Below are 23,531 nucleotides of genomic sequence, written 5' to 3'. Positions count from 1 at the left end.
GCCGGCCCTTGGATAAGGTGGCCAGCCTCCGGGCCTTCGTCAAAGTGGTCGAAAGCGGCAGTTTTGCCGAGGCGGGCCGGCAACTGCGGCTGTCGCGCTCGGCGATCAGCAAATACATCGCCGACCTCGAGGAGAGCCTCGGCGTCCAGCTCCTGAACCGGACCACGCGCCACGCCAGCCCGACCGAGAACGGCCAGCGCTATTTCGAGCGCGCGGTCGTGATCCTCTCGGAGATCGAGGCCGCCGATCAGGCGGTGGCGCAGGCCCAGTCGGCGCCGCGCGGCCTGTTGCGCGTCAACGCGCCGATGTCGTTCGGCACGATGCGGCTCGGACCGGTGCTGGCCGATTTCATGGCGCGCTATGGCGAGCTTCAGCTTCAGATCGTGCTCAGCGACGATCTGCTCGATCCCGTCCAGGACGGCTTTGACGTGACGCTGCGGATTGCGGAATTGGAATCCTCGAGTTTGATCGCGCGAAAAATCATGCCGGTGGCGCGCATGATCTGCGCTTCGCCCGATTATCTCGCGCGTCACGGCACGCCAAAGCATCCGCAGGATTTGCGCGAGCATGCCTCGCTCACCTACGGCTTCCTGCTGACAGGCAATCAGTGGAAGCTCACAGGCAGCGACGGCGATCACTGGATCCAGCCGGCCTGGTCGCTCTGCGTCAACAATGCCGAAGTGCTGCGCGACGTCGCGATCAAGGGCAGGGGGCTGGCGCTGCTGCCCGAGTTCATTGCTGCTGACGCCCTGCGGAAAGGCGAGTTGCGCACGGTGCTGGACAATTATTCCGCACCGCCGCTCGCGCTCTACGCGGTCTATCCGCCGACGCGGCATTTGTCGGTGAAGGTGCGGCTGTTTATTGATTTTCTGGTGGAGCGGTTTGGGCGCGAGGACGAGGCGGCGTCAGGCCGGCCGAAATGATCCGCGCGGAAGAGCCGGGCCGAGATATGTCGGCTCCGCTCGCCATCAGCGTCTGCTTATTTGGGCGTAGCCGACTGGATTTGCTCGCGCTGAGCTCTTCGCATTTTGACCCGAAACGGACGTTAAGCTCCAAGCCTGCTTTCTTATGGTACAGGGTAGCCTTAGCTGAAAATTCGTGCGGGGCCATCCAGCAGATGTCCATCATAGAGGAAATGATTGCTTCGCTTAACGCAAGCCACAAGGCTGAGAATGTGCTTGAAGGGCCTGAGCCGCAGCCCTTGTTGAACCATACCGTTCTGGATCAATGGAGCGGGCAGAGCGGGTTAGCTAGGGATGTGTTGTACGATGCGTTGGCGCTCGAACTGGCGTCAGGATTTAACAAAGGTACCCTTGATTTCGATTTCTGTGATCGGGTCGTAAACGAACTGATGGGGCTTATGGGGCGGGAGCCGGATTTGCCTCCTCTATTTTGGGACGTTTACTTGGCCTTCGACGCGGGCGAGTTCTATCGTGATGACGACCGCAGCATCAACCCGGTAGACAGATTTACGCGGCCTCGGATTGCGGAGATTGTTCGAAGGTTTACTTCAACTTTCGACTGAGCGGGCCTTCCCTGCCGTCCGCTTGTGGCTCTTCTGCGACCTCTGGCGAGATCCACCATTCCACCACTATTGGCAGATTAGCGGTCATCAGCCGTGCCTGACCCAAGCACCCCGATTTATGGGAACACGGCTTAGCTGGCCGAACGCTGCTCGGCCAGCCGGAGCAGATCGTCCAGCGCGCTCATTGACGCCTCTCGAAGCGCGGCGAGTTCGCGGGCGGCGCTCTCGCTCTCGGCGGGAGACATCGAGGGCGCCGCCAGCTCGATCTCGCGGCTGCGCTCGAACAGGCGGACGAGGCCGAGCGCGCCGGCGGCGCTGCCGAGCTGGTGCGTGAGCCGCGCCAGCTGCACGTGATCGCCGGCCGCGGCGGCTTTGGCGATGTCTGCGATCAGCTTGCCGCTGGTCTCCCCCAGCAAATGATGGAGCTTTTCGATTTGCGCGGGGCCGAGCAGCTCGCGCTGGTCGTCGAGGAAATGCAGGTCGATCAATGCGCCGGCTGCAAGCTTTGTCGTGGGCGTCTTCTGCGCCGGATCGTCTTCGATCGCCTCGCGCAGCGCGTTGATCAGGATCGGCTTGCTGACGACCTTGGCGATGCCGGCGCCGGCGAGCCGCTCGCGGGCGCTGGTGGACACGTCGGCGGTCACCGCGATGATGCGCGGCATTTTTGGCAGACCGAGCTTGCCGATCCGCGAGGCCGCCTCGACGCCGTCCATGTCGGGCATGTGCAGATCCATCAGGATGATGTCGAACGCCTGATTGCGGGCGAGCGCGATGGCCGACGCGCCGTCTCTCGCAATCGTCGCGCGATGGCCGAGCCGGTTCAGGATCGCTTCGCCAACCTCGCAATTGACGGGATCGTCGTCGACCAGCAGCACGCGGAGCTGCCGCGACGGCGGCGGGACCGCGCCTTGCGCCACGCCGCTTGCGGCGCGGCCGAGCGGCACCTGAAGCGTGAACGTGCTGCCCGCGCCCGGCGTGCTCTCCACCGTCAGCTCGCCGCGCATCAGGCGCGTGAGCCGGCGCGCGATCGCGAGTCCGAGGCCGGTGCCGCCGAACCGCCGCGCGATGCTGTCGTCGGCCTGGACGAAATCGTCGAAGATGCGCTCGTGCATGTCGGGCGCGATGCCGATGCCGGTATCGCGAACGGTGATGCGCAGCAGGACATGATCGTCGCGTTGCTCGGCGGCCGCCGCGAGCGCAATTCCGCCGTGCGGGGTGAACTTGATGGCATTGCCGATCAGATTGAGCAGGATGCGGTTGAGCCTGACCGGATCGCCGTGCACGGATGTGTCGACCGTCGCATCGCAGGCGAGGTCGAAGGTCAGGCCCTTGCCGAAGGCTTGCGGACACATCAGCTCCGCGGCGGTCTCGATCAGCTGGCGGAGGCGGAAGTCGCGCGTCTCCAGCGTTTCGGTGCTGGCCTCCAGGCGGGCATATTCCAGGATGGCATCGACCAGCGCGATCAGCGTTTCGCCCGATGCCTCCGCGGTCGCGAGGTGGCGGCGCTGGGCCTCGCCGATGCTGCCGTCGTCGAGCAGCTGCAGCACGCCCATGACGCCGTTCAGCGGCGTGCGCAGCTCGTGGCTGACGACGGCGAGGAAGCGCGACTTGGTCTCATTGGCCAGCACGGCGGCCCTGCGCGCGCGCTCGGCCGCGTCATGCTCGGCCAGGGCCTGATCGCGGGTCTTTTCGAGTTCGGCGGTCCGCTCGGCGACCTTGCGCTCGAGGGTCGCATAGGAGTCGCGAAGATCTGCGGCCATCCGGTTGAACTGGTCGCCGAGCGCTTCGAGCTCGTCGCCGGTCCTGATCGCGAGCCGCAGGCCGAGATCGCCGCTGCCGATCCGCCGCGCGCCCTGCGTCAGGATCTGGATCGGCACGGTCATGCGCCGGCTCAGCCAGAGGGACACCAGGATCGCGCAGGCGAGCAGGACGACCAGGAGAAACGTCGCGCGTCCGATCGATGCATAGATCGGAGCGTAGGCCTCGCTGAGCGGAAGCTCGACGAACACCAGCCAGCCGAGCGAGGGGACCGTCGCATAGGTCGAGAGCACGCGCTGGCCTGACAGATCCCCCTTGACCAGGCCGCCCGAAGGCGGCCCCACGCCGTCGAGTGCGGCGCGCACGTCGGCATGCCCGGAGAGATCGGTCCGTTGCAGCGCCGGCCACAGATCGGGATGCGCGATCAGGACTCCCATGCGGTCGACCACATAGGCCTTGCCGGTGTTGCCGACCCTGATCCCGGCAACGAGGTCCCAGATGAAGCGCAGATTGACGTCGGCCACGATCACATTGGGATTCCGCCCGGTCCCGCGCGTGGCGAGCGTCATGAACGGCTCGGTGTCGCCGAGGAAGTAGACCGGCCCGTAATAGGCCCGGCTTTCATTGGCACCGCGGAAGGCCGGCGAGGCCGAGAGATCGGCCTTGCTGCCGACCCTGTCCGCGACGCGGCGCGACACGCGCACCTGCTCGCGGCCCTGCGAATCGAGCTCGGCAATTTCCGCGATCGCGGGCGAGAGGCGCAGGAGCCGGATGGCGTTCAGGCGGTCGTCTTCGTTGCTCGACAGCTCCGGAGGCAGCCGCGAGAGCCATCTGATCTGGCTTTCGATCTGCCCGATGAACTGGCCGATCTGGATAGCCGCGCTTGCTGCCTGCTCGCGCTGGGTCGCCGCGAGAAGCTGCTTCTGCTCGCGATAGGAGAACCAGACGTCGAAGCCGGTGTTGATGGCGAGTGCGGCAAAGGCGAGGGCGACGATCGAGTAGAGATATTTTCGGAACAACCGGCCCGGGGGCGTCCGCAAATGTCCCTGGTCGATCGCCTCGTTCACTCGCGGATCTCGTCGGCGCGCGCCAGCAGCGTGAAGGGAATGTTCAATCCGAGCGAGCGGGCGACTGTGCGGTTGATCAGGAGTTCGTATTTCCGCGGCGATTGCACCGGAAGATCCCCGGCCTTGGTGCCGCGCAGGATGAGATCGACGTAATCGGCCGAGCGCACCTCCAGCGTCGGCCCGTAGCTCATCAGTCCGCCCGCATCCATGAAATAATGGAACGGATAGATCGTCGGGACGCGATGCTTGGCCGCCGCCGCCACGACCGCCTGACGGTGGACTACGAGGAAGCTGTCGACCAGCGCAACCAGCGCCGCCTTGGGCGGTTCGGAAAAGCGCCTGATGGTTTCGTCGATGTCCGTTGGCGCGTTGACGGGCGCGGGGGCCACGGACACCCCTGACGTCGCAGCCTCCTGCTCGATCGATTCGAGGAAGAAGCGCCCGGCGCGGGGCGTGGTCGCCGGGTTGAAAAGGACGCCGACGCGCGCGAGACCCGGCACCGCCTCCCTGATGAGCTGAAGCCATTTGCCGCCCATTTCGGCGGTGCTGTTGGTGAAGCCGGTGACGTTGCCGCCGGGATGCGCGAGGCTTTCGACGAAGCCGTTGCCGACGGGATCGTTGGCGGTCGCGAAAACGATCGGGATGGTTTTGGTGGCGGCAAAGACTGCGGCGGTTTCGATGGTCGAGCCGGTCAGGATCACGTCCGGCTTGAGCTCGAGCAACTCCTGGACCGCGGTCTTGAGCTTGTCCGGTCCGCCGAAGGTCGAACGAAGTTCGAGGCGGAAGTTGACGCCTTCGACCCAGCCTCGCTGCCTCAAGCCGACGATGAGACCACCCAGGCGGGAGGTCGGGCTGTCGGTCATGCTCCGTCTGGTCAGTTCGTCGTCGAGCGGCAATCCCGTCAGCGAGGCAACGATCCGCATGCGATCTGACGTTGCGCCGAGCGCAATCCAGCCTGCGGCGGTTGTGCCTGCGAGACGAATGAAGCCGCGGCGATCGAGCGCGAACGCGGAAGGCCGTTCGGTCATGGAATTCTTTGCACGATGGTCTGTCCCAGCCGGATGCTTAACGCGAAAGGGCGGTGTCCACAATTGATGAAAAAATGCGCTTATGAATGTTCATTCGCAGCATTCGGCAGTCCGATACCGTATTCCTACCCCGCCAAAGAGTCGCTGTTTCGAGCTTTGTCTGCTCCGTGACGATCCGCAACGCATTGTGGCGTTGCAACATTTTCCGTCCCGTTGAGACGACGGTTCGGAGAAGTCGATTTCTGAGCGGCTGATTTTTTGAAGCGTTGTTTCAGGTTTGTTTCGAAGGTTGTCGATGCGCAAAATCTATCTTCTTCCGGCCCTCGTGGGCCTGCTGACCTCAGTTGCAGCTGGGCCGCTCGCGGCTCAGGGAGTAGTGCCGAAGCAGAAGGCTGCGCCGGCACCCAGAGCCGCCGCTGCCGGTGCGGCGCCGGCTGCCGCCGCCGGTGCGCCGGTCGCTGCTGCGACCGAGACGCCGACCGCCGGTGCGGACGACAAGACGGCCAAGGCGATCGACGGCTTCCGCTCCGCCAAATTCGGCATGAACGAATCCGACGTGCGCGCGGCGATGACCAAGGACTTCAGCGCCAAGCCCGACGCGATCAGGGCGCAGGACAACGCGTCCGAGCTGACGCACAGTCTGCTGCTCTCCGTTCCCGAGCTGCTGCCGAACGGCGGGACTGCCGAGCTCTCTTATGTGTTCGGCTACAAGTCCAAGTCGCTGATCCAGATCGGCGCGGTCTGGTCGAAGGGGACCGACACGGCGATGACGCCGGAGAAGCTGTTCTCCAACGCCAACATCCTGCGCGCCCATTTCATGGGCGAAGGCTTCAAGCCCGATTCGATCGCGATGAACATGCCCGTCGCCGGCGGCATCGTGATGTTCCGTGGCAGCGACGCCAAGGATCGCTCGGTGATCCTGCTTCTGCAGGGCACGTTCGAGAACAAGGAGAACAACCAGCGTGTGCTGACCCCGACCAGCCTGCTGCTGTTCTACGTGGCCGACGCCAAGAGCCCCGACATCTTCAAGCTGCCGCCCGGCCAGTTCTGATGCCGGACGACCTCACGACATTCTCCCACCCGGTTGTGGATCGGCGCGAATGCCGATGAAGAGGATATGAAATGCGCGGACCATCTGCGACGCGACACAATGACGAGCTGACGACGCTGCGGAGGCTGGCACGCTTCCGCTCGATGTCGCTGCTCTGCGCGATGCAGATGGTCTTCCTGCCGGTGTTCAGCGTCCGCCTGCAGGCGCAGACGGCGAACGTGATCACCCCGGACGGCCGCACCGGGACGAGCCTTCAGACATCAGGCAGCGTGACCAACGTCACGACGTCGACGATTTCGGGCAACAACGCCTTCAACTCGTTCTCGCAGTTCAGCGTCGGGCAGGGCAACACCGTCAATCTGCAGCTGCCGACCGGCACGCAGAACCTCGTCAACATCGTTCGCGACGCCCCGGTCTACGTCAACGGCACGCTGAACTCCTACATGAACGGCGCGATCGGCGGTAACGTCTATTTCGCCGACCCCAAGGGGTTCGTGGTCGGCCGCAGCGGCACGGTGAATGTCGGCAGCCTCAACGTCTCGACGCCGACACGCGAGTTCACCGACAGCCTGATCGGCGCAGGCGGGCAGATCAACCAGTCGGCGGTCGGCAATCTGATGGCGGGCTCGTTCCCTGTCTCGCCCGACGGCAACATCCGTATCTATGGCCGCATCAACGCGATCGACGGTGTGCGCCTGACCGGGCAGAACGTCTTTGTCGGCGGCGCCAGCCAGCGCGACATCGCCAATCTCGACCACGCCGCGAAGTTCGCAGCCTCCGTCAACTCCAAGGGCCTGCGCAGCGCCAGCGCGATCACCGTGAGCAACGGCTCGATCCATATCGGCGCCGTCAACAACGCCAGGATCAACGGACGCCTCACTGCGCAGAGCAAGAGCGCGACGCCGAGCAACATCACGGTTCAGGCCGGCAACAACATCGATGTCGGCAAGAAGGCCAATCTCAACATCGCAAGCGCAAACGGCAATGCCGGAGAGATCCGCCTGAAGGCGGCGCAGAACCTGACCGTCGCGGGCGGCGCCAGGTTCGATGCCAGTGCGAAGACGGGCAATGCCGGTCTCGTCGACTTCAGCGCGAACGGGATCATCGACATTGGGAAAGGCATCAAGGTCGATCTCAGTGCGGACAACGGCAAGGCCGGCACGCTGCTGATCGACCCGACCGACGTGGTCGTGGGTGATGCCGCTCAGGGCGACACCGGCGTGACGCTGTCGAACAGCTCCATCGTGAATGCGCTCGCCGGGCTCAGCGCCGGTGCCGACTACCTCATCCAGGCCGATCATTCCATCACGCTCGCCGCGCATGCGATGATCGATGCCCGCCGTCTCGATGGCTCCGGCCATTCGACCGGCAACGCCAACAACGTCATCATCGACGCGCCGAACATCGAGATCATGAATGGCGCGCAGATCCTGGCCCAGTCGGTCAACTTCGGCGGGACCACCTACGCCGACGGCAACGTGACGCTGAGGGCAACGGCGAGCGACATCAAGCTGTCCGGCCAGGCCACCGCCGCGACGGCGATCACGGTCGACGGCAAGATTACCGGCGGCATCGTCTCGATCACCGCAACCTCGACGGCCGTGTCGAGCTTCCTGAACGGTTCTGTGGCCGGTGATTTTGCGCTCGTCGGCTCGACGCTTGCCGCCTCGCTGCTCGGGCTCAATGGCGGCTATCTCGCCGCAAGCGCCACGGCGACCATCAACATCAACAGCCATGCCGACATCAACGGGCGCGGCGATGTCACAATTTCCGCACACGCAACGGAGACTGTGTCGGATCCGGCGGTCGCCACCACCTTGCTCGGCAGCCTCACGCCTGTCGCGGCCGGCGTGGTCGTCGGCAAGATCGACGGCACTGCCACGACCAACGTGGCCTCGGGTGCGACGGTCAACGCCGGTGGCAACCTCGAGATCAAGGCGCTCAATGATGCGACCATCGCCGTCTCCGCCGTCGCAGCGTCGACTAGCGCGCAGATCGTCCCGACGGTGGCCTATTCCACGGGATCGGTGACGACGACCGCCAATGTCGCGACCGGTGCGCATATTGCCGCGGGCACGGTGAACACGAGCGGCAGCACCCTGAAGGTCCGCGCGATCAACAATAATTCGTTCTCGACCAGCGCAACGTCGGTTGCGGCGAGCGGGCCGAATGCGAGCGGCGCTGTCGGCGCCGCGGTCGCCATCAGCGACGTCACGACGTCTGCGACCGCGACGCTCGGCGCATCGCTCGGAACCAGTGCCGGCGACCGGATGAACGGTTCCGTTCTGGTCGAGGCGACGTCCGACACCACGAGCAATTCCACGATGGCCTCGGCCATCGCCGGCCTGCCGGCGCTGGTCGCGGCGATCCAGGAATTCGCGGTCTCGAACGTCGCTTCGCCGACGCACTTCGTCATGGACCACATGACCTCGCTGGTGCCGCTGAGCTTCGATTTCAAGGTCGCAGGCGCGCTCTCGCTGGCCAACAGCACGCAGAGCGCGACCGCTGCGATCGCGCAGAATCCGAGCGGCGGCGCGCCGAGCATCTATGCGAGCGGCAACGTCGCTGTCGCCAGCAACGTCATCGATCGCGGCGTTCGCAGCAATGCGACGTCCAGCGCGATCACGAAGGACGTGTCGACAGGCGAGGGGACGGCGATCAGTGCAGCCGTTGCCTGGGGCAATTTCACCCACAATTCGAACGCCTACGTCGGCAACGGGACCCTGATCAACGCGGCCAATATCGCCGTCGATGCCACCACCGAATTGCCGATTACCAACACCTGGCTGAAGTGGGACGGGCTGGGTGCGGTCCTGAGCCATCTCAACGGCAATCTCGGCGTCGGCGGCAACATCCTGACCAGCTACGCCAACGCCACGGCTGATGCGGGAGACACGATCGGCATCGCAGGTTCGCTGAACCATTTCGTGGTGAACAACAACACGACGGCGTGGGTGGCCGGTTCCGCCAGCCTGACTGCGACCTGCACGACCGCGACCTGCGGCAGCAGCTGGTCGGCCGGCATGGACAATGGCGACGTCCACACCTACAACGCCAGCATTCAGATCGCGGCGACCACGACCACGGCGTCGATCGATGCCGCCGGCAACGTCGGCACGCTCGGCTTCCTGTTCGGCAACACCTCGGGCGGCTCCTCCGTCGGCGGCGCGCTCAATCTCGTCCAGTTCAACACCAATACCATCGCCGGCGTTTCGGACCGTGCGACGCTGCGTGCGGCGGACGACATCGCCGTCAACGCGATCACTTCCGACCGGTTCGTCGCTGTCGCACCGTCGTCCGGCAAGGCTGCCGGCACGCTGGCGCTGAACGGCATCACTTCGCTCGGTTTCCTGAACAACACGACGCACGCGTCGATCTCGAGCCAGGCCACCGTCTATGCCCCGACCGTCGGCATCCTGGCGCAGCAGGATCTGTCGGTCGTGACGCTGTCCGGCGCGATGAGCTATAACGGGAGCGGCGGTTCGGCGGTCGGCTTGTCGGTCGCCTATCTCGGCGCAAATACCGACACCTCCGCCTATATCGGCGACAACCATTCCGACATCCGGCCCGGCGTGTTCAGCGCCAACGATCCGTTCGCCGGCACCAGCGGCGGAAGCGGGGCGGTCAATGTCGACAATCTGACACTCAGCGCGACCACTTCGGGACGCATCACCGCGGCCGCCGTCGCAGCAGCCGTCTCCGATCCGGCATCGTCCAGCTTCTCCGACAAGGCAGGCGCTGCCGGCGCCGCCTCGACCGGAGGCGCAGCCGGCGTGACGACGGCGGCGGGCAAGATCGGTTCGACCTCGGGATCGAGCACCAGCGGCTTCAGCCTCGATCTCGCCGGCAGCTCGTCGGTGAGCGACGTCTCGCTCGGCACAAGCGCCTATATCAGGAACACGACGGTCAACAAGTACACCACGACCGGCGCCGTGCTGACCAACACGATCGTTCAGGCGCTGAACGACACCATGCTCAACAATGGTTCGGGCTCGGCGGCGCTCAATCTGGCCGGAGGGTCCGCCACGGGGGCTGCGATCGGCGGCGCGATCGCGGCGGCGATGTCGAACAATGCGACGCTCGCCTATATCTACGGCACCACCATGAACAACCAGAGTTCGGTGACGGTGCAGGCGCTCAATGGCGGCTCGGAGACCGTCGTTGCCATCGGCGTGGCGGGATCGAAATCCAATTCGGCGTCGCTGTCGGCCTCGGTCGGCATCATCACCGACAGCGCCAACGCCTATATCGAGAGCTCGACGATCACGGGGCAGGCGAGCGGCGTCAATCGCGCGCTCGAGGTCGACGCCTACCAGACCACGAACATCGCGATCGGCGGCGGCTCGCTCTACATTACGGGTGGTCAGGCCGGCGTCGGCATCGGGCTGACCTATGCGTCGATCGCCGATCCCACGGGTGGAAACGCGACCGACGCGCATATCCGCAGCACGGCGATCTCGAACTACGACAGCCTCCTGGTGATGGCCGACAGCGCCAGCGTGATTGCGGCCGGTGCGGCTTCGGGCGGGGGCGGGGCCAGCGCCAACGGACTTGCCGGCGCGATCGTCGTCAGTGAGATCACACCGACCACGACGGCCTATATCAACAGCGGCGCGACGGTGAGCATCAATGTCGGCCGCGTGACGGTGCTGGCGGACAGCGGCGCGGTGTCGGCGCTGGATACGGCGCTCGGCAACCTCGTCAAGAAGTCGAACAACAATCATCTCGCCACGGATACCTGCACGGTCGCCGGCGGCACGGGCGGGCAGAACTGCATCGACTTCAGCGCGGCTGCGCTCAACGACGGCACGGGGAACGGTCCGGGCGCCAGCATCGTCTCCGTTGCGGGCCTGATCCAGGCCGGCAAGAACAATGTCGGCGCCTCGATCATCTACAACACGATCGCAACGACGCATTCGGCCTATATCGCCAACGTCCTGATGACGGCCGGCAGCAACGGCAATGTCAGTGTGAGCGCGGTCGACTCCTCCAAGATCCAGGCGGTCACGATCGGCTTTGGTCTGGCGACCGGACAGTTTGCGGGCGTCGGCGGTACCACGATCAGCAGCATCTCCAATACCGTTACGGCGGCCATCGGCAACGGCCAGTCCAGCGCGACGCAATCGTCCGTCACGGCCAAGAACATTTCCGTTTCCGCGACCGACAATTCCAGCATCACCGGAACCGCTGCCGTCGCGGGCGCCTCGACGCAAGGCAGCGCCGCGGGCTTGGCGCTCGTCTACAGCAGCATCGCCAACAATGTCAGCGCCGGCGTCACCGGGTCCAAGCTGACCGCTTCGGGCAATGTCGCGGTCGGTGCGAACTCGAACGCCAGCATCTCGACCGTCGCCGTCGGTATCGCGATGTCCTCGCAGGTCGGGCTGGCCGGTTCGGTCGCCACCAATCTGATGGGGACCAACGTCACCGCCAGCATCACCGCCGCCGGCACCAACGGGATCAACGGCGCCGACGTCACCGCGACCAACAACGTCGCCGTGATCGCCGGCAACAACGACAAGGCGGCCGTGTTTGCGGGTGCCGTGTCGATCAGCAAGGGCGCTGCCGGCGGTGCCGGCTCGCTGGTCACCAACCAGATCACGGGAACCACCGCGGCCTATATCAGCGGCGCGAACACCAAGGTCGATGCGCTCGGGACCAGCACCACCGACACGCTGTCGGTCAACAGCGGCTCGCTCGTCCATGCCTTCGATCTCGGCACCGCGCATGCCCCGACCGACACCACGCCCGACCTCACCGAGAACCAGGACACCGTGCGCGGCCTTGCCGTGGTCGCGAGCTCGCACCAGGCGGTCGTGACCAACGTCGCGTCGGTTGCCGCGAGCAGCGGCATCTCCATCATGATCAACCCGATCACCAATGTGATGAGCGGGCAGACCCGGGCCTATATCGACAGCGCTTCCATCGACACGCGCCTGACCTCGTCGACGCTGGCGCCGCAGATCGAGGTCGCCGCGTCGAGCTTCTCCTATTCCGGCGCGTTCGGTGCCGGCATCGTGGCTCCGACCGGCAACGGCGGCGGCGCTACCATCATCAGCACCACGATGCAGCGCGGTACGTTTGCCTACATCACCAATTCGACTGTCGGCGGCGCGCAGTCGTCGAGCCCGACGGTCGGCGCCGTCACCGTGAAGGCCAATGCCGAGCAGGATGCATCCTCGATCGCGATCGGCTTCAACACCGGCTCGGTCGGGTTGAACGTCTTCCAGGCGACGACTGAAGCCTATGTCGACGGTGGCGCGCTGACGGCCGCATCGCTGACGGTGAACGCCACCAACAACACCGGCATCTTCTCCGCGAACGGCTCCGGCGCCTATGGCAGCCAGGCCGCGATCGGCGCGGCGTTCCTGGTCCAGGTCTCCTCGAACCGGACCGAGGCCTATGTCGGCGACGAATTCCACTATCAGGGTAATGGCGCTGCACACACGACCGCGCTCAATCTGAGCGGCGCGCTCGACGTCGAGGCCACCACCAAGAACCGCTTCGAGGCCTATGCGATCGGCGGTGCGCTCTCGACCGGCACGGCGGCGATCGCCGGCATGGCGAACATCGAGATCGCCAACAACACCACCATCGCCGGCGTCTACGACACCACATTGCAATCGGTGACGGGTGGTGCGGCCGGCGCGGTCACCATCAACGCGACCGAGGACGTGGCGATCAAGGAGATCGCGGGGGCGCTCGCGGTTGGCGCCAGCGGGGCAGGGGTCGGCATCGGCGCCGCCGCCAACGTCATCAGCTTCAAGAGCCAGACCATTGCGGAAAGCCGCAACAGCAATCTGAACTCGGCCGGCGCGATCAACGTCAATGCGCTCAGCACCAAGGAGGTGCTGTCCTACGCGGTCACCGCGGGCATCGGCGGCAGCGTCGGTATCGGCGCGACGGTCGGCGTCATCATCATCGGCACCAACACCGCCGATGCCGATACCCAGGGCCAGCAGACCGGCCAGCTCAATCAGGGCAACAACGGCACCATCGCGTCCGTGAACAACGGCACCAACCACACGCAAGGCAGCAACGCGGTCGCCAGCGGCACGGCCGGCAATCCGAACAGCGCCAACGTCAGCTCGACCTACGACGTCAGCAGCGTGCTGAGCGGCGGCAACGACGCCGTCGTCGCGCAGATCGCTGGCGGCAACGTCACGGGCACGCAGGTCAATGTCACTGCCACCAGCGCCAATGCGGCCAAGATGTATCTGCTCGGCGCAGGCTTTGCGAAAAATGTCGGCATCGGGGCCGGCATTGGCTACACCAGCGTCAACAGCACCGTGCTCGCCAATCTGAGTGACTACGGACGCAACGGCTCCGGCGTGCTGGTGGCCGCAGATACGCCTTTGGCCGTCACGGCACCTGTCGTCACCGTTGCGGCGGTCGTCAAGGACGCGACCACCGGACCCTATGCCGGCAAGACCATCGACACCGAGGCGATCGCCGGTGGTGCAGCGCTTTACTTCGGCGCGCAGGCGGCGGTGGCGGTCGGCAATGTCAGCAACTCCGTGGTGGCGATGCTCGGCGGCCAGATCACCGGCGCGAGCGGCACCGGCAATGGCGCCGCCGTCATGGCGCAGGATTCCACGACCCAGGTGGTCTTCACCGGCGGTGTCACCGGCGGTGCAGTGGCTGTCGGCGCGTCGGTCGCAACGGCAAGCCGAACGAGTTCGGTCGCAGCACGGGTTCTGAACGGCTCCACCGTCAACGTCGCGACTCTGGCAGTTGGCGCAAGCGGCGCCGGCACGTTGACGACGACGTCCACCGCCCTCGGCGGCGGCATCGTCGCCGGCGTCGGTGCGGATGCGGAGGCTCACGAGAACTCGTCCGTGTTGGCGGAGATCGGCAGCAGTGCCTCGATCACGACGTCGGCGGCCGGCGTCGGCACGCTGGTGTCGGCGTCGATCGCGCCCAACCTGTCGAGCGAGGCAATCGGCGTCTCGGTCGGTGGCGGTGCCGTCGGCGTCGCCATCGCCAAGTCCACGGTCGGCGCCACGGTTACGGCCGATGTCGGCGACAACGTCAGCTTCTCGGGCGGTGCGCTCGCGGTAACCGCCATGGCGCTGGTTCCGACCGTCGGCACCACGACCTGGGCCAAGGCGCTCGCCGGCGGCGGCGGCTCGCTGATCGGCGCACAGGGCAGCCTTGCCGTGGCGTCCGAGAACGCGACGGTGAGCGCCTATGGCGGGACGGGGATCCGGCTTCCCAACGCCGACGTCACCATCGCGGCCGAGAACGACAGCGCCCAATACGCCGAGGGGACGGGCCTTTCGAGCGGCTTCCTGGCGCTCGGTGCTACCGTCGCGCAGACGTCGTCGAACGCGCACACCTACGCCTATTTGGGTGCGCCGGCGGACATGGATAATCTCAATCACGGAAGTTACACGGGCATCCTCCGGATCACGGCCACCGGTACGGATACCAACGTCTCCAACGCGACGGTCGGCGCGGGTGGCACCTATGCCGGCGCGGCGGCGGTCGCGACGACCAGCTCGACCGCCGTGACCAACGCACGGTTCGACGGCGGCACGGCGGATGACACGCTCTATTTCGGCGGCCTCCGCATCAATGCCAAGCACACCACGAATTATGCCGCCAGCGGCGACGCCTATCAGGCGTCGACGGCCGGTGTCTCCGCCGGCAAGGCGCAGAACGACGTCGACTCGACCACCACTGCCGAGATCGGAACGCACCTGATCATCAATTCGGCGGGCGGCAACATGGTCGTCATCGCCAACGACATCGTCAACCAGGGCGGCGGCGGCGCGCGGTCGGGCTCCGGCGGCTCGTTCTCGGGTGCAGCCGCACTCAGCACCTCGACCGTCACCCAGCACGTCAACACAAATATCGGCGCCGGCACGGTGCTGAGCCTCAACGGCGATCCGCGGACGTCGGCGGCGTTCATCAATATCGAGGCCTACAACACGCTGAACACCAACGATACGGCGAGCCTCGCCACGGCCAGCTTCTTCGCCGGCGGCGGCGCCGAATCCAACATGACGGCGAACGCCACGCTCGCGGTCAACATCAATGCGCGCGAGCTGTTCAGCGTGGGCAAGATCTATATCGGCACGGCCGCGAAGATGGCGGCGGCGAACAACGCCAATGCCAGCCTCTACGGCGCGATCGCGGGTGTCGGCGCCAGCACCAACAGCTGGGTCCACGCCAACCAGTCCGTCAATGTCGGCGACAACGCGAAGATCGCGGCCTGGCGCGACATCACCATCTACGCGGGCCTCGCCGGCGACGGCACCGTTTTCAGCAGCGTGCAGGCGACGGCGACGACGGTGGTCTACAACAACACCGCCGTTCCGATCTCCACGCTTTATCGCGGCACGGCCAATGCCGACGACACCACGACCCTGACGCTGGCCCCCACGTCGAGCATCCTCGGCGCGCGCGACATCTATCTCGGCGCAACGCAAGGGCAGGTCACGGCGGCCGGCAACGGCAGCAACTACAATCCGTATCTGGACATCTTCAGCGCCAAGAACAGCGACAACCACAGCCACACCAGCGGAACCGGCGATGTCGCGCTCAATGGCCTGGTGGTGGCCGGCGTCAACAACGATTTGACGATCACGATCGAGCTCGGTGCGGCCGCGCCGACGCTGAGCACGACCAGTCCCTATTCCCTGCTGACAAACGGCTCTTCATCGGTCCTTGAGCTCGTCTCCGACGTCAATCACTTGAGCCCGGTGATGAGCTGGAACCACCAGACGGTCCAGTACGCCGTCGTCGGCAACTTCAATCCCTACCAGCTGGTGGTCAACCAGCTGGCGTCGCTGACCGGCCTGACCGAGGCGCAGGTCCGCTCCCAGCTCGCGGCGGCGACGCCCACGGCGCCTGCCAGCATGTCGCCGTCCGGCACCGACCCGACCGGCGACAAGCAGCGCCAGATCGACACGTTGATCAAGCAGGCGCCGTTTACCTCCGACGCGCCCGGCAACGCCTTCGCGTTCGGCGACATCATGGTGTCCGCCGGCAACGTCTCGATCCTGGCCCAGAAGCTGACCGGCAACAGCGGATCGAATCCCGCGGCACCGGCGGTCATCGCGCGCAGCTCGCCCTTGATCAAGATCGAGAACAAGGGCCTCGACTTCATGAGCTTGGCCAACCTCACGGTCACCGATGTGACCGGAGGCAACATCACCTACCGCCAGATCGACCATGTCGACCCGGATTCGCACTCCAACGTGACCTTCACCGCGATGCCGAGCGCGACGCCGGTCATCGACGTCTCCGCCACCTACAACCGCCTGGATCCTGACTCCGGTCAAGGCATCGACCAGAGCGGCAACGTGCTGACCCGCACGCCCGACATCTATTTCAACGGCGCCGTCAACAACGCGAACGGCCTGCTCAAGATCATCAACAATCTCGGCAGCGTCGTCGCATCGCAGTCGCTCAGTGCCGCGACCGTCCAGATCGTGGTGCCCAAAGGCACCTTCACCTTCCTCGGCGGTATCGGGAGCTTCTACGACAGCGGCAGCGCGGTCACCTCGCAATGGGCCACCACTGAAAACAGGCCGGAAGACACGCTGACCGCGGTGATGACGGCGGCGACCTATCTCGGCGCCTACGGCGACTACTATACCGCTCCGCATATCGCTTCGGGAACCGATCACCCCTATTTCTATTACTGCTGCACCGACGGCAGCCACGGCGTGTATCAACCCGTCGGCAACGCCGACGCCAGCACGATCTTCACCGCGCGCATGCTGATGACGTATTACGACGGCACCTCGCTCTATTCATCGATCTTCCTGCCGGTGGGCAGGGGTACGCCTGGGAACACCAGCACTCCCGATGCCGGCAGCGTGCCTGACATCGCGACCCTCAAGATCATCGAGGGGCAGTCGCAGGACTCGTCCAATGTCGTGCTCGCGCAGTGGAAGAAAACGACTTATGACGGCCGCAACGTCTACACCGATAGCGGTCCGTACAAGACGCCGTTCAACTGTGCGTCAGCCTGCGACAGCTCGGGCTTCTTCCAGGTGATCAACATCCAGCCGGATGCGATCACGCCGAAGACCGCGGACGCGCCGGCCACCGCGACTGCCACCCGGACCATCAGCGGCCAGGCGGTCATCATCTCGGCGTCGGTGATCAACATCAACGGCACCATCCAGGCCGGCTCGAGCAGCAATTACTCGGTCGACATCGGCGCCGCGGCGTACGATGCCATCTACGGCAGCAACGGCCTCAAGAACCGCAACGGCGGCGCGGATTTTGCCGCGGCCCAGGCCAATGCGCGGAACGGCGTCTATTACGACATCTCGGGCTCCGTGACGGCGTCGGCCAGCGGCGACGCCAAGATCGGGGTCAGGTACAACGCTCTCACCGACCAGCTCATCCTGAATGGCGTGGCGCAGGGCGCCGGCGGCTACGTCTACCTCAACGGCAAGATCATCTCGACCTCGACCGACAGCACCCAGACCCAGGGTAACATCGAGATCAAAGGCGGCGCCGGCACGGTCACCGTCAACAACACCAGCGGGCTCCAGCTGGTCACCAACACCATCAATACCAGCGTCACTGCCCAGAGCGTGGTCGAGATCGTCGACCAGCTCAAGGGGAAGACGACGTGGTGGGTTTACGATCCCAAGGCTGCAAGCAGTCAGCAGGTGTCGCGGTACGAGACCAACAGTGTCACTGCGGCCGCGATCGACCCGTCGATGCTTACGGCCAGGACCGGTACGGCGGGCGTCCAGTACCGGACGCAGGAGAACATGCTCTATCAATGGGTCGACACCGCGACGCTGGATCGTCTACCCACCAGCACGCAGTTCGACTACGGCTGGAGCTTCACGCCCAATCAGGTCACCGGCGAGAACTGGACCCGCTCGACCAACCTGGTTTCAGGCACGCAGAGCAGCAACTATCAAAAAGTCACCACCGCCACAGGCAGCTATCACTGGGCGGGAGGCGTGAACCCGGATGGGAGCCCCGTTGGACTCAACACCCATTCCAACGCGTGCTGCGGCGCGGACGCCCAGTACAACTGGTACCAGGCGATCTATGATCACCTGACGCTCACGCTGACCAACACGGTCAAGGCGTCGAACCCGATCAACATCAAGTTCATCGGCGGCAGTAGCAGCGACGTCGTGGTCAATTCGACCTCGGGCATCGTCATCAACGGGTCGATCAACAACCAGCAGGGCACGACGACGCTTGCCGCCACCGGCGCCAACTCGTCCATCACGGTCGCCGCCAATACCAACAACCCGGTGATCTCGGGTACGAGCGTGACGCTTCGGGGTGACGGTGGCATCGGAACGCTCGGCACCAACAAGGCTCCCGTCCAGGTGCAGATCTATGGCGGCAGCCTGACCGCCAGCTCGATCGACCGCGACATCGCGATCTCGGCGATCGGCGCGCTGTCGATCAACCAGGTGAAGGTGAATTCGGCAGGCGCCACGCCGCAAGGCAGCGTCTTCCTCTCGGCGACCGGCGACATCAACTCGGCGTCCGCCTACAACGTCGCCAATCCCGTCGTGATCGGCAAGAACATCGAGATCAACTCCACCTCCGGTGCGATCGGTGCGACGAGCGCCGTCGTCAACGGCGCGTCCACCCTGACCAACATCAATCCGCTGGTGATCCAGGCGACAGGGACGACACAGGCCAGTGGCGCCGTCGATGGCGGCGTCCTAGACAGCGCCTCGGCCACCGGCACCTACATCATCCAGTCAAAGGGCGATCTGCGCCTCGGCACGATCCAGTCGACCGGCGGCCCGGTTTTCCTCGAAGCGGCCGGCTCCGACGGTAACCAAGCCAGCATCCTGAACGGCCGGGCGGCGGTCGGCCTGACCCAGGCGCAGAGCCAGCATCTCCAGAGCGTCTGGACCAGCCTCGACCTGCTCAGCGGCAACGCCGCCACCAATGCGGTCAACAGCTACCAGTCGATGGTGACGTCGGCCTACAACGACTACTTCCAGCTCAAGAACATCGCGTTCCAGGACGGCAGCACCTACAACCCGACCTCGGTAGGGCTGACGGTGCTGCGGGCGCAGGTGGCCGCCAAGCTCGGCATCGATCCCGCCAACGTCTCGACGACGGACATGAAGGTCGAGGCCACGACTCGGTTCCTGAGGGATCAGTTCCTGCTCGGCAAGATCACCACCGACCAGCTCAAGACCTCGCTGACGACGCTGCTCGGCAGCGCCCCCTCAGATCCGCTGGGGACGGTGTTCGGCAGTTCGCTCTCGACGACCCTGTTCACCAAGCTGTTCGACGGCGTGGCGACCACCAGTCAGCGGATGCCGAGCAACACGGCGCTGCAAACGGCGCTCGACGCCTACAATGCGAACTACAGCTACACCCTCGCATCGACCGAGCGGGTCTACAGCATCATCACCGCGGGCTCGCAGTGGACGCAGAGCCAGCTCGCCTACACGGTGTCGTCGTCGGCCGTCGGCGCGGCACCGCCGCCGATCGACGAGAACGTCGTCGCCAATGTCAGCGCGAACCAGATCATGCTCTACGCGCCGCGCGGCTCGGTCGGCAATTCGGCCGCGCCCCAGACGTTCACCTTCACCAGCGTCGATTCCTCGTCGCTGACGCCGGAGCAGAGGGGATTGCTCGCCACCGCCGGTCCCGGCCAGCTCACCGTCGGCGCGGTCACGGACCCGACGACCCATGTCACGACCTATACGGTCAGCCTGTCGCAGCAGAACCTCGTCGTCGTCGACAACCCGATCGCGATCTCGGCCAAGGCGCTGACGAACATCTATCTCGGCAGCAAGAACAGCCTCGCGCTCGGCGGCGTCACCGCGAACTACGGCCCGATCACGGCCGCGCAGGCCAACGGCATCGAGGTGACCGGCCGCGGCGACGTCAAGCTCGACGCCGTGAACAGCATCTCCGCCAACGCAAGCGGGGCCGTGATCTCAGGTGATATCGGCAACCTGACCCTGATCGCGGAGCACGGCAATGTCGGTGCCCCCTCGGGAACCGCCGGGAGCAACCCCGCGAACAATACGAACGCGCTTCAGATCGCATTCGCGGATCCGTCCAACGATCAGCTCGACCAGGTCTCGTCGGCGCAGGGCATCTACCTGAAGCAGACCACCGGCGATCTCATTCTCGGCAACATTGCCGCCGGCAATGCGATCCAGCTTGCCGCGACCGGCAGCATCTATGCCGAGGCCGGCTTCACCGACCGTACGGCGATCCACATCCTGGGCGCCGACCTCGATCTGCGCGCTGGCGGCAACATCGGCTTCAACGGCTCGACCTTCCAGCCGCTGCAGGTGAATATCTCCGGCGCGGTGACCGGCTCGGCGGTCGGCGACCTCAGCATCCTCGCCGTCACCGGCGATCTCATGGTCGGCACGAGCGGCACCTATGGGACGCTGACCGCCGGCGGCGCGCTGACGCTCAACGCTGCGCGCGGCGGGCTCACCGTCAATGCCGACATCACCAGCGGCGGCTTGATGCAGCTGCTCGCCAACCGCGGCATGACCTTCGCGGCCGGCACCAGCGCTGCGCCGGTGGTTGCGACCAGCAGCTCGGACGGCGTCACCCTGGTTGCCGCGACGCTGACGATGGGCGCCTATTCGGCCATCAACGCGGCCGGATTGATCTCGCTGACCACCACGGGCGATGCGACGATCGGCCAGCTGAACTCGTCGCTGTCATATGCGGCGGCCTCGAACGCGCCCTCGATCATCGTCACCGCCGGCGGCGTCGCCTCACTGGGCGCGATCATCGACAATGGCGACGGCCAGACCAGGTTCGTCGCATCCGGCGCGGGCGCCGAGCTGTCGCTGAGTGCATCGAACGGTATCGGAAGTGCCACGAGCCGGCTCGCCTTCAACGCCGTACAATTGTCGGCGAGCGCGAGCGCCGGGGGCATCTACCTGAAGGCGCTGACCGACACCGAGGCGAGCCTGCTCTCCGCGGTGAAGGGCAACGTGGACATCATCGGCACCGGCGCGCTGACGCTCGACCAGGTGCTGGCGGGCACGGCGACCGGCGCGAGCGGCAGCTTCAGTGCCGTCGCGAACAACGGCAGCATCGTCATCGGCACCGCCGACAGCAGCGGCTCGCAGACGGTCCACGCGACCCAGAACGTGACGTTCAAGTCGCTGACGACGACCGGAAATGCCGGCGACACCGGCAACATCGGCGTCACCGCCGACAACGGCTTCATCCTGGCGCAGACCGTGGTGTCGGGCGGCGTGACCACGCTGGGCTCGGTCTCGGCCCACGGCTCGGCGACGCTGCTGGCGGCCACGACCATCACCGGCAACACGCTCGCCGCCACGACCGGCTCGGCCGTGCTGACCGCGACCGGCCCGATCGACTGGAACATGCTCAACGTCGGGACGACGCTGGGCGCGACGGCAAGCCAGGGCAGCATCACCTTCAAGACCGCGCAGAGCGGCGGCACGCAGACCCTCCGCGCCCATGACAATGTGACGTTCAATGCGCTGACGACGACCGGCATCGCCGGCGATGCCGGCAGCATCAACGTCACCGCCGACAACGGCTTCATCCTGGCGCAGACGGTGACGTCTGGCGGCGTGACGAGCCAGGGCTCGGTCTCGGCCAACGGCTCGGCGACGCTGCTTGCCGCCACGACCATCACCGGCAACACGCTCGCCGCCACGACCGGCTCGGGCCTGCTGACCGCGAGCGGTCCGGTCAACTGGAACGTCCTCGATGTCGGCACGACGCTGGGCGTGACTTCAGGCCAGGGCAGCATCACGTTCCAGACCGCGCAGAGCGGCGGCACGCAGACCATCCACGCCCACGACAACGTGACGTTCAACGCGCTGACGGCGACCGGTATCACCGGCGATGCCGGCAGCATCAACGTCAACGCGGATAACGGTTTCATCCTCGCGCAGACAGTGATGTCAGGCGGCGTGCCGACGCTCGGCTCGGTCTCGGCCAACGGCTCGGCGCGTCTGATCGCGGCGGGGACCAACACCGGTCATAACCTCACGGCCACGACCGGCAACGCGGTCCTGAGCGGCACCGTCGTTCGTTGGGATAATCTTAGCGCGGGCGGCACGCTCGACGTCACCGCGACGGCCGGAGGGATCACCGTTGGCACCGCCATCAGCGGCGGCACGCAGACCCTGCATGCCGTCAACGATATCGTCTTCAGCCAGCTCACCACGACCGGTATCCCGGGCGATGCCGGCGACCTCTACGTCAAGTCCGACACGGGCTCGCTCCGCGGCGGATCGATCACCGCCAACGGCGAGACGCGTTTCGATGTGGCCGGATCGGTCTCGTTCGACCGGATCAGTGGCGACATCGTCAAGATGACGTCGTCGGGTGACCTGACGATCAACTGGGTCAGCGTCGTCCGGGAGCTCGACCTGGCGGCAGACACGATCAACGTCAGGGGCGAGCAGATCCGTTCGAATCCGGCGATCCCGCTGATCATGAACATCACCGGCTATAACGGCGGCGTCGCGAAGTCCGCCAACATCTCGATCGACCCGGACAGCATCATCGTCAACCAGTTCAGGGTGGTGGACGCGAACTTCTGGACCGACGCGCATGCGGTCACGATCCTGAACGGCTATGTCCCGGGCCAGCTCATGCTCACCACCGCCACCCAGCAGGTGTTCCTGAACAACCGGACGCTGGCGCCGACCAACGGGCCGACGCTCCAGCTCTACCAGCCGGGCGGCGTGTTCACGATGAGCCAGATCGGCAACGCCAATGTCAGCAACGCCTACGTGGTGTTCTACACCGGCGACGTCTCGGCGAGCGTCACCAATTACGGGCCGACGCACACCTGCTGCTACGACTTCACCGGCGCCAGCATGGTGCGCAACATCCCGGTCGACGGCGAGGGCAAGGAGAGCATCGAGACCTGGCTCGCGAAGAAGGATGGCGGGACGTTCTATTTGCTCGGTCTCTCCGGCCAGGCCCGGCTCGATGCGCTGCTGACGCCGCGTCCGGTCGAGACCATCGGCTCCGGTCCCGCCGTCAACATCGAGGGACTGAGCGACCTGCGCAAGCTGCGCCGTCAGGGGCAGCGCGTGGGTCGCCCGGGCTGGAAGGATGCGGCGGTCGAGACGGCGAAGCCGTCCGTTGGCCGTCTCGCACAGGCATGGTAACGAGAT

Annotated in this window: 6 protein-coding genes; 4 read left to right on the top strand and 2 right to left on the bottom strand. The window is 65.6% G+C overall.

Annotated features, from left to right (window positions below; genetic code table 11):
* Positions 1–8 precede the first annotated feature (8 nt).
* Together AB7G19_RS29220 and AB7G19_RS29215 are read left to right on the top strand one after the other, a co-directional pair.
* Entirely contained in the window at positions 9–923 is a 915-nt protein-coding gene (locus AB7G19_RS29220; RefSeq protein WP_441268630.1) for a LysR substrate-binding domain-containing protein, read from the top strand.
* The gene (locus AB7G19_RS29215) at positions 920–1,525 is read left to right on the top strand and encodes a hypothetical protein (RefSeq protein WP_354117060.1); all 606 of its coding nucleotides are present in this window, start codon (positions 920–922) and stop codon (positions 1,523–1,525) included. The genes AB7G19_RS29220 and AB7G19_RS29215 overlap by 4 nt, the downstream gene beginning before the upstream one ends.
* Before the next feature lie 131 nt (positions 1,526–1,656).
* Here AB7G19_RS29215 and AB7G19_RS29210 read toward each other — a convergent pair whose 3' ends face one another.
* Together AB7G19_RS29210 and AB7G19_RS29205 are read right to left on the bottom strand one after the other, a co-directional pair.
* Positions 1,657–4,350: an ATP-binding protein gene (locus tag AB7G19_RS29210; RefSeq protein ID WP_441268629.1), complete on the bottom strand. Its 2,694-nt coding sequence runs from the start codon at positions 4,348–4,350 to the stop codon at positions 1,657–1,659.
* Positions 4,347–5,378: an ABC transporter substrate-binding protein gene (locus AB7G19_RS29205; protein ID WP_247308722.1), complete on the bottom strand. Its 1,032-nt coding sequence runs from the start codon at positions 5,376–5,378 to the stop codon at positions 4,347–4,349. Before AB7G19_RS29205 ends, AB7G19_RS29210 begins: the two co-directional genes overlap by 4 nt.
* 295 nt (positions 5,379–5,673) lie before the next feature.
* On the opposite strand from AB7G19_RS29205, the gene AB7G19_RS29200 reads away from it, so the two are divergent.
* Complete coding sequence (locus AB7G19_RS29200; RefSeq protein ID WP_071915470.1) at positions 5,674–6,429, top strand: hypothetical protein; 756 nt, start codon at positions 5,674–5,676, stop codon at positions 6,427–6,429.
* A gap of 71 nt (positions 6,430–6,500) precedes the next feature.
* The gene (locus AB7G19_RS29195) at positions 6,501–23,525 is read left to right on the top strand and encodes a leukotoxin LktA family filamentous adhesin (RefSeq protein ID WP_441268628.1); all 17,025 of its coding nucleotides are present in this window, start codon (positions 6,501–6,503) and stop codon (positions 23,523–23,525) included.
* Positions 23,526–23,531 lie beyond the last annotated feature (6 nt).

It is taken from the genome of Bradyrhizobium sp. 215_C5_N1_1 (assembly GCF_052075935.1).
GTDB classification, from domain to species: Bacteria; Pseudomonadota; Alphaproteobacteria; order Rhizobiales; family Xanthobacteraceae; genus Bradyrhizobium; species Bradyrhizobium barranii.
Note: the sequence above shows the minus strand (reverse complement) of the source record. Positions and strands in the feature narration are given on the sequence as shown.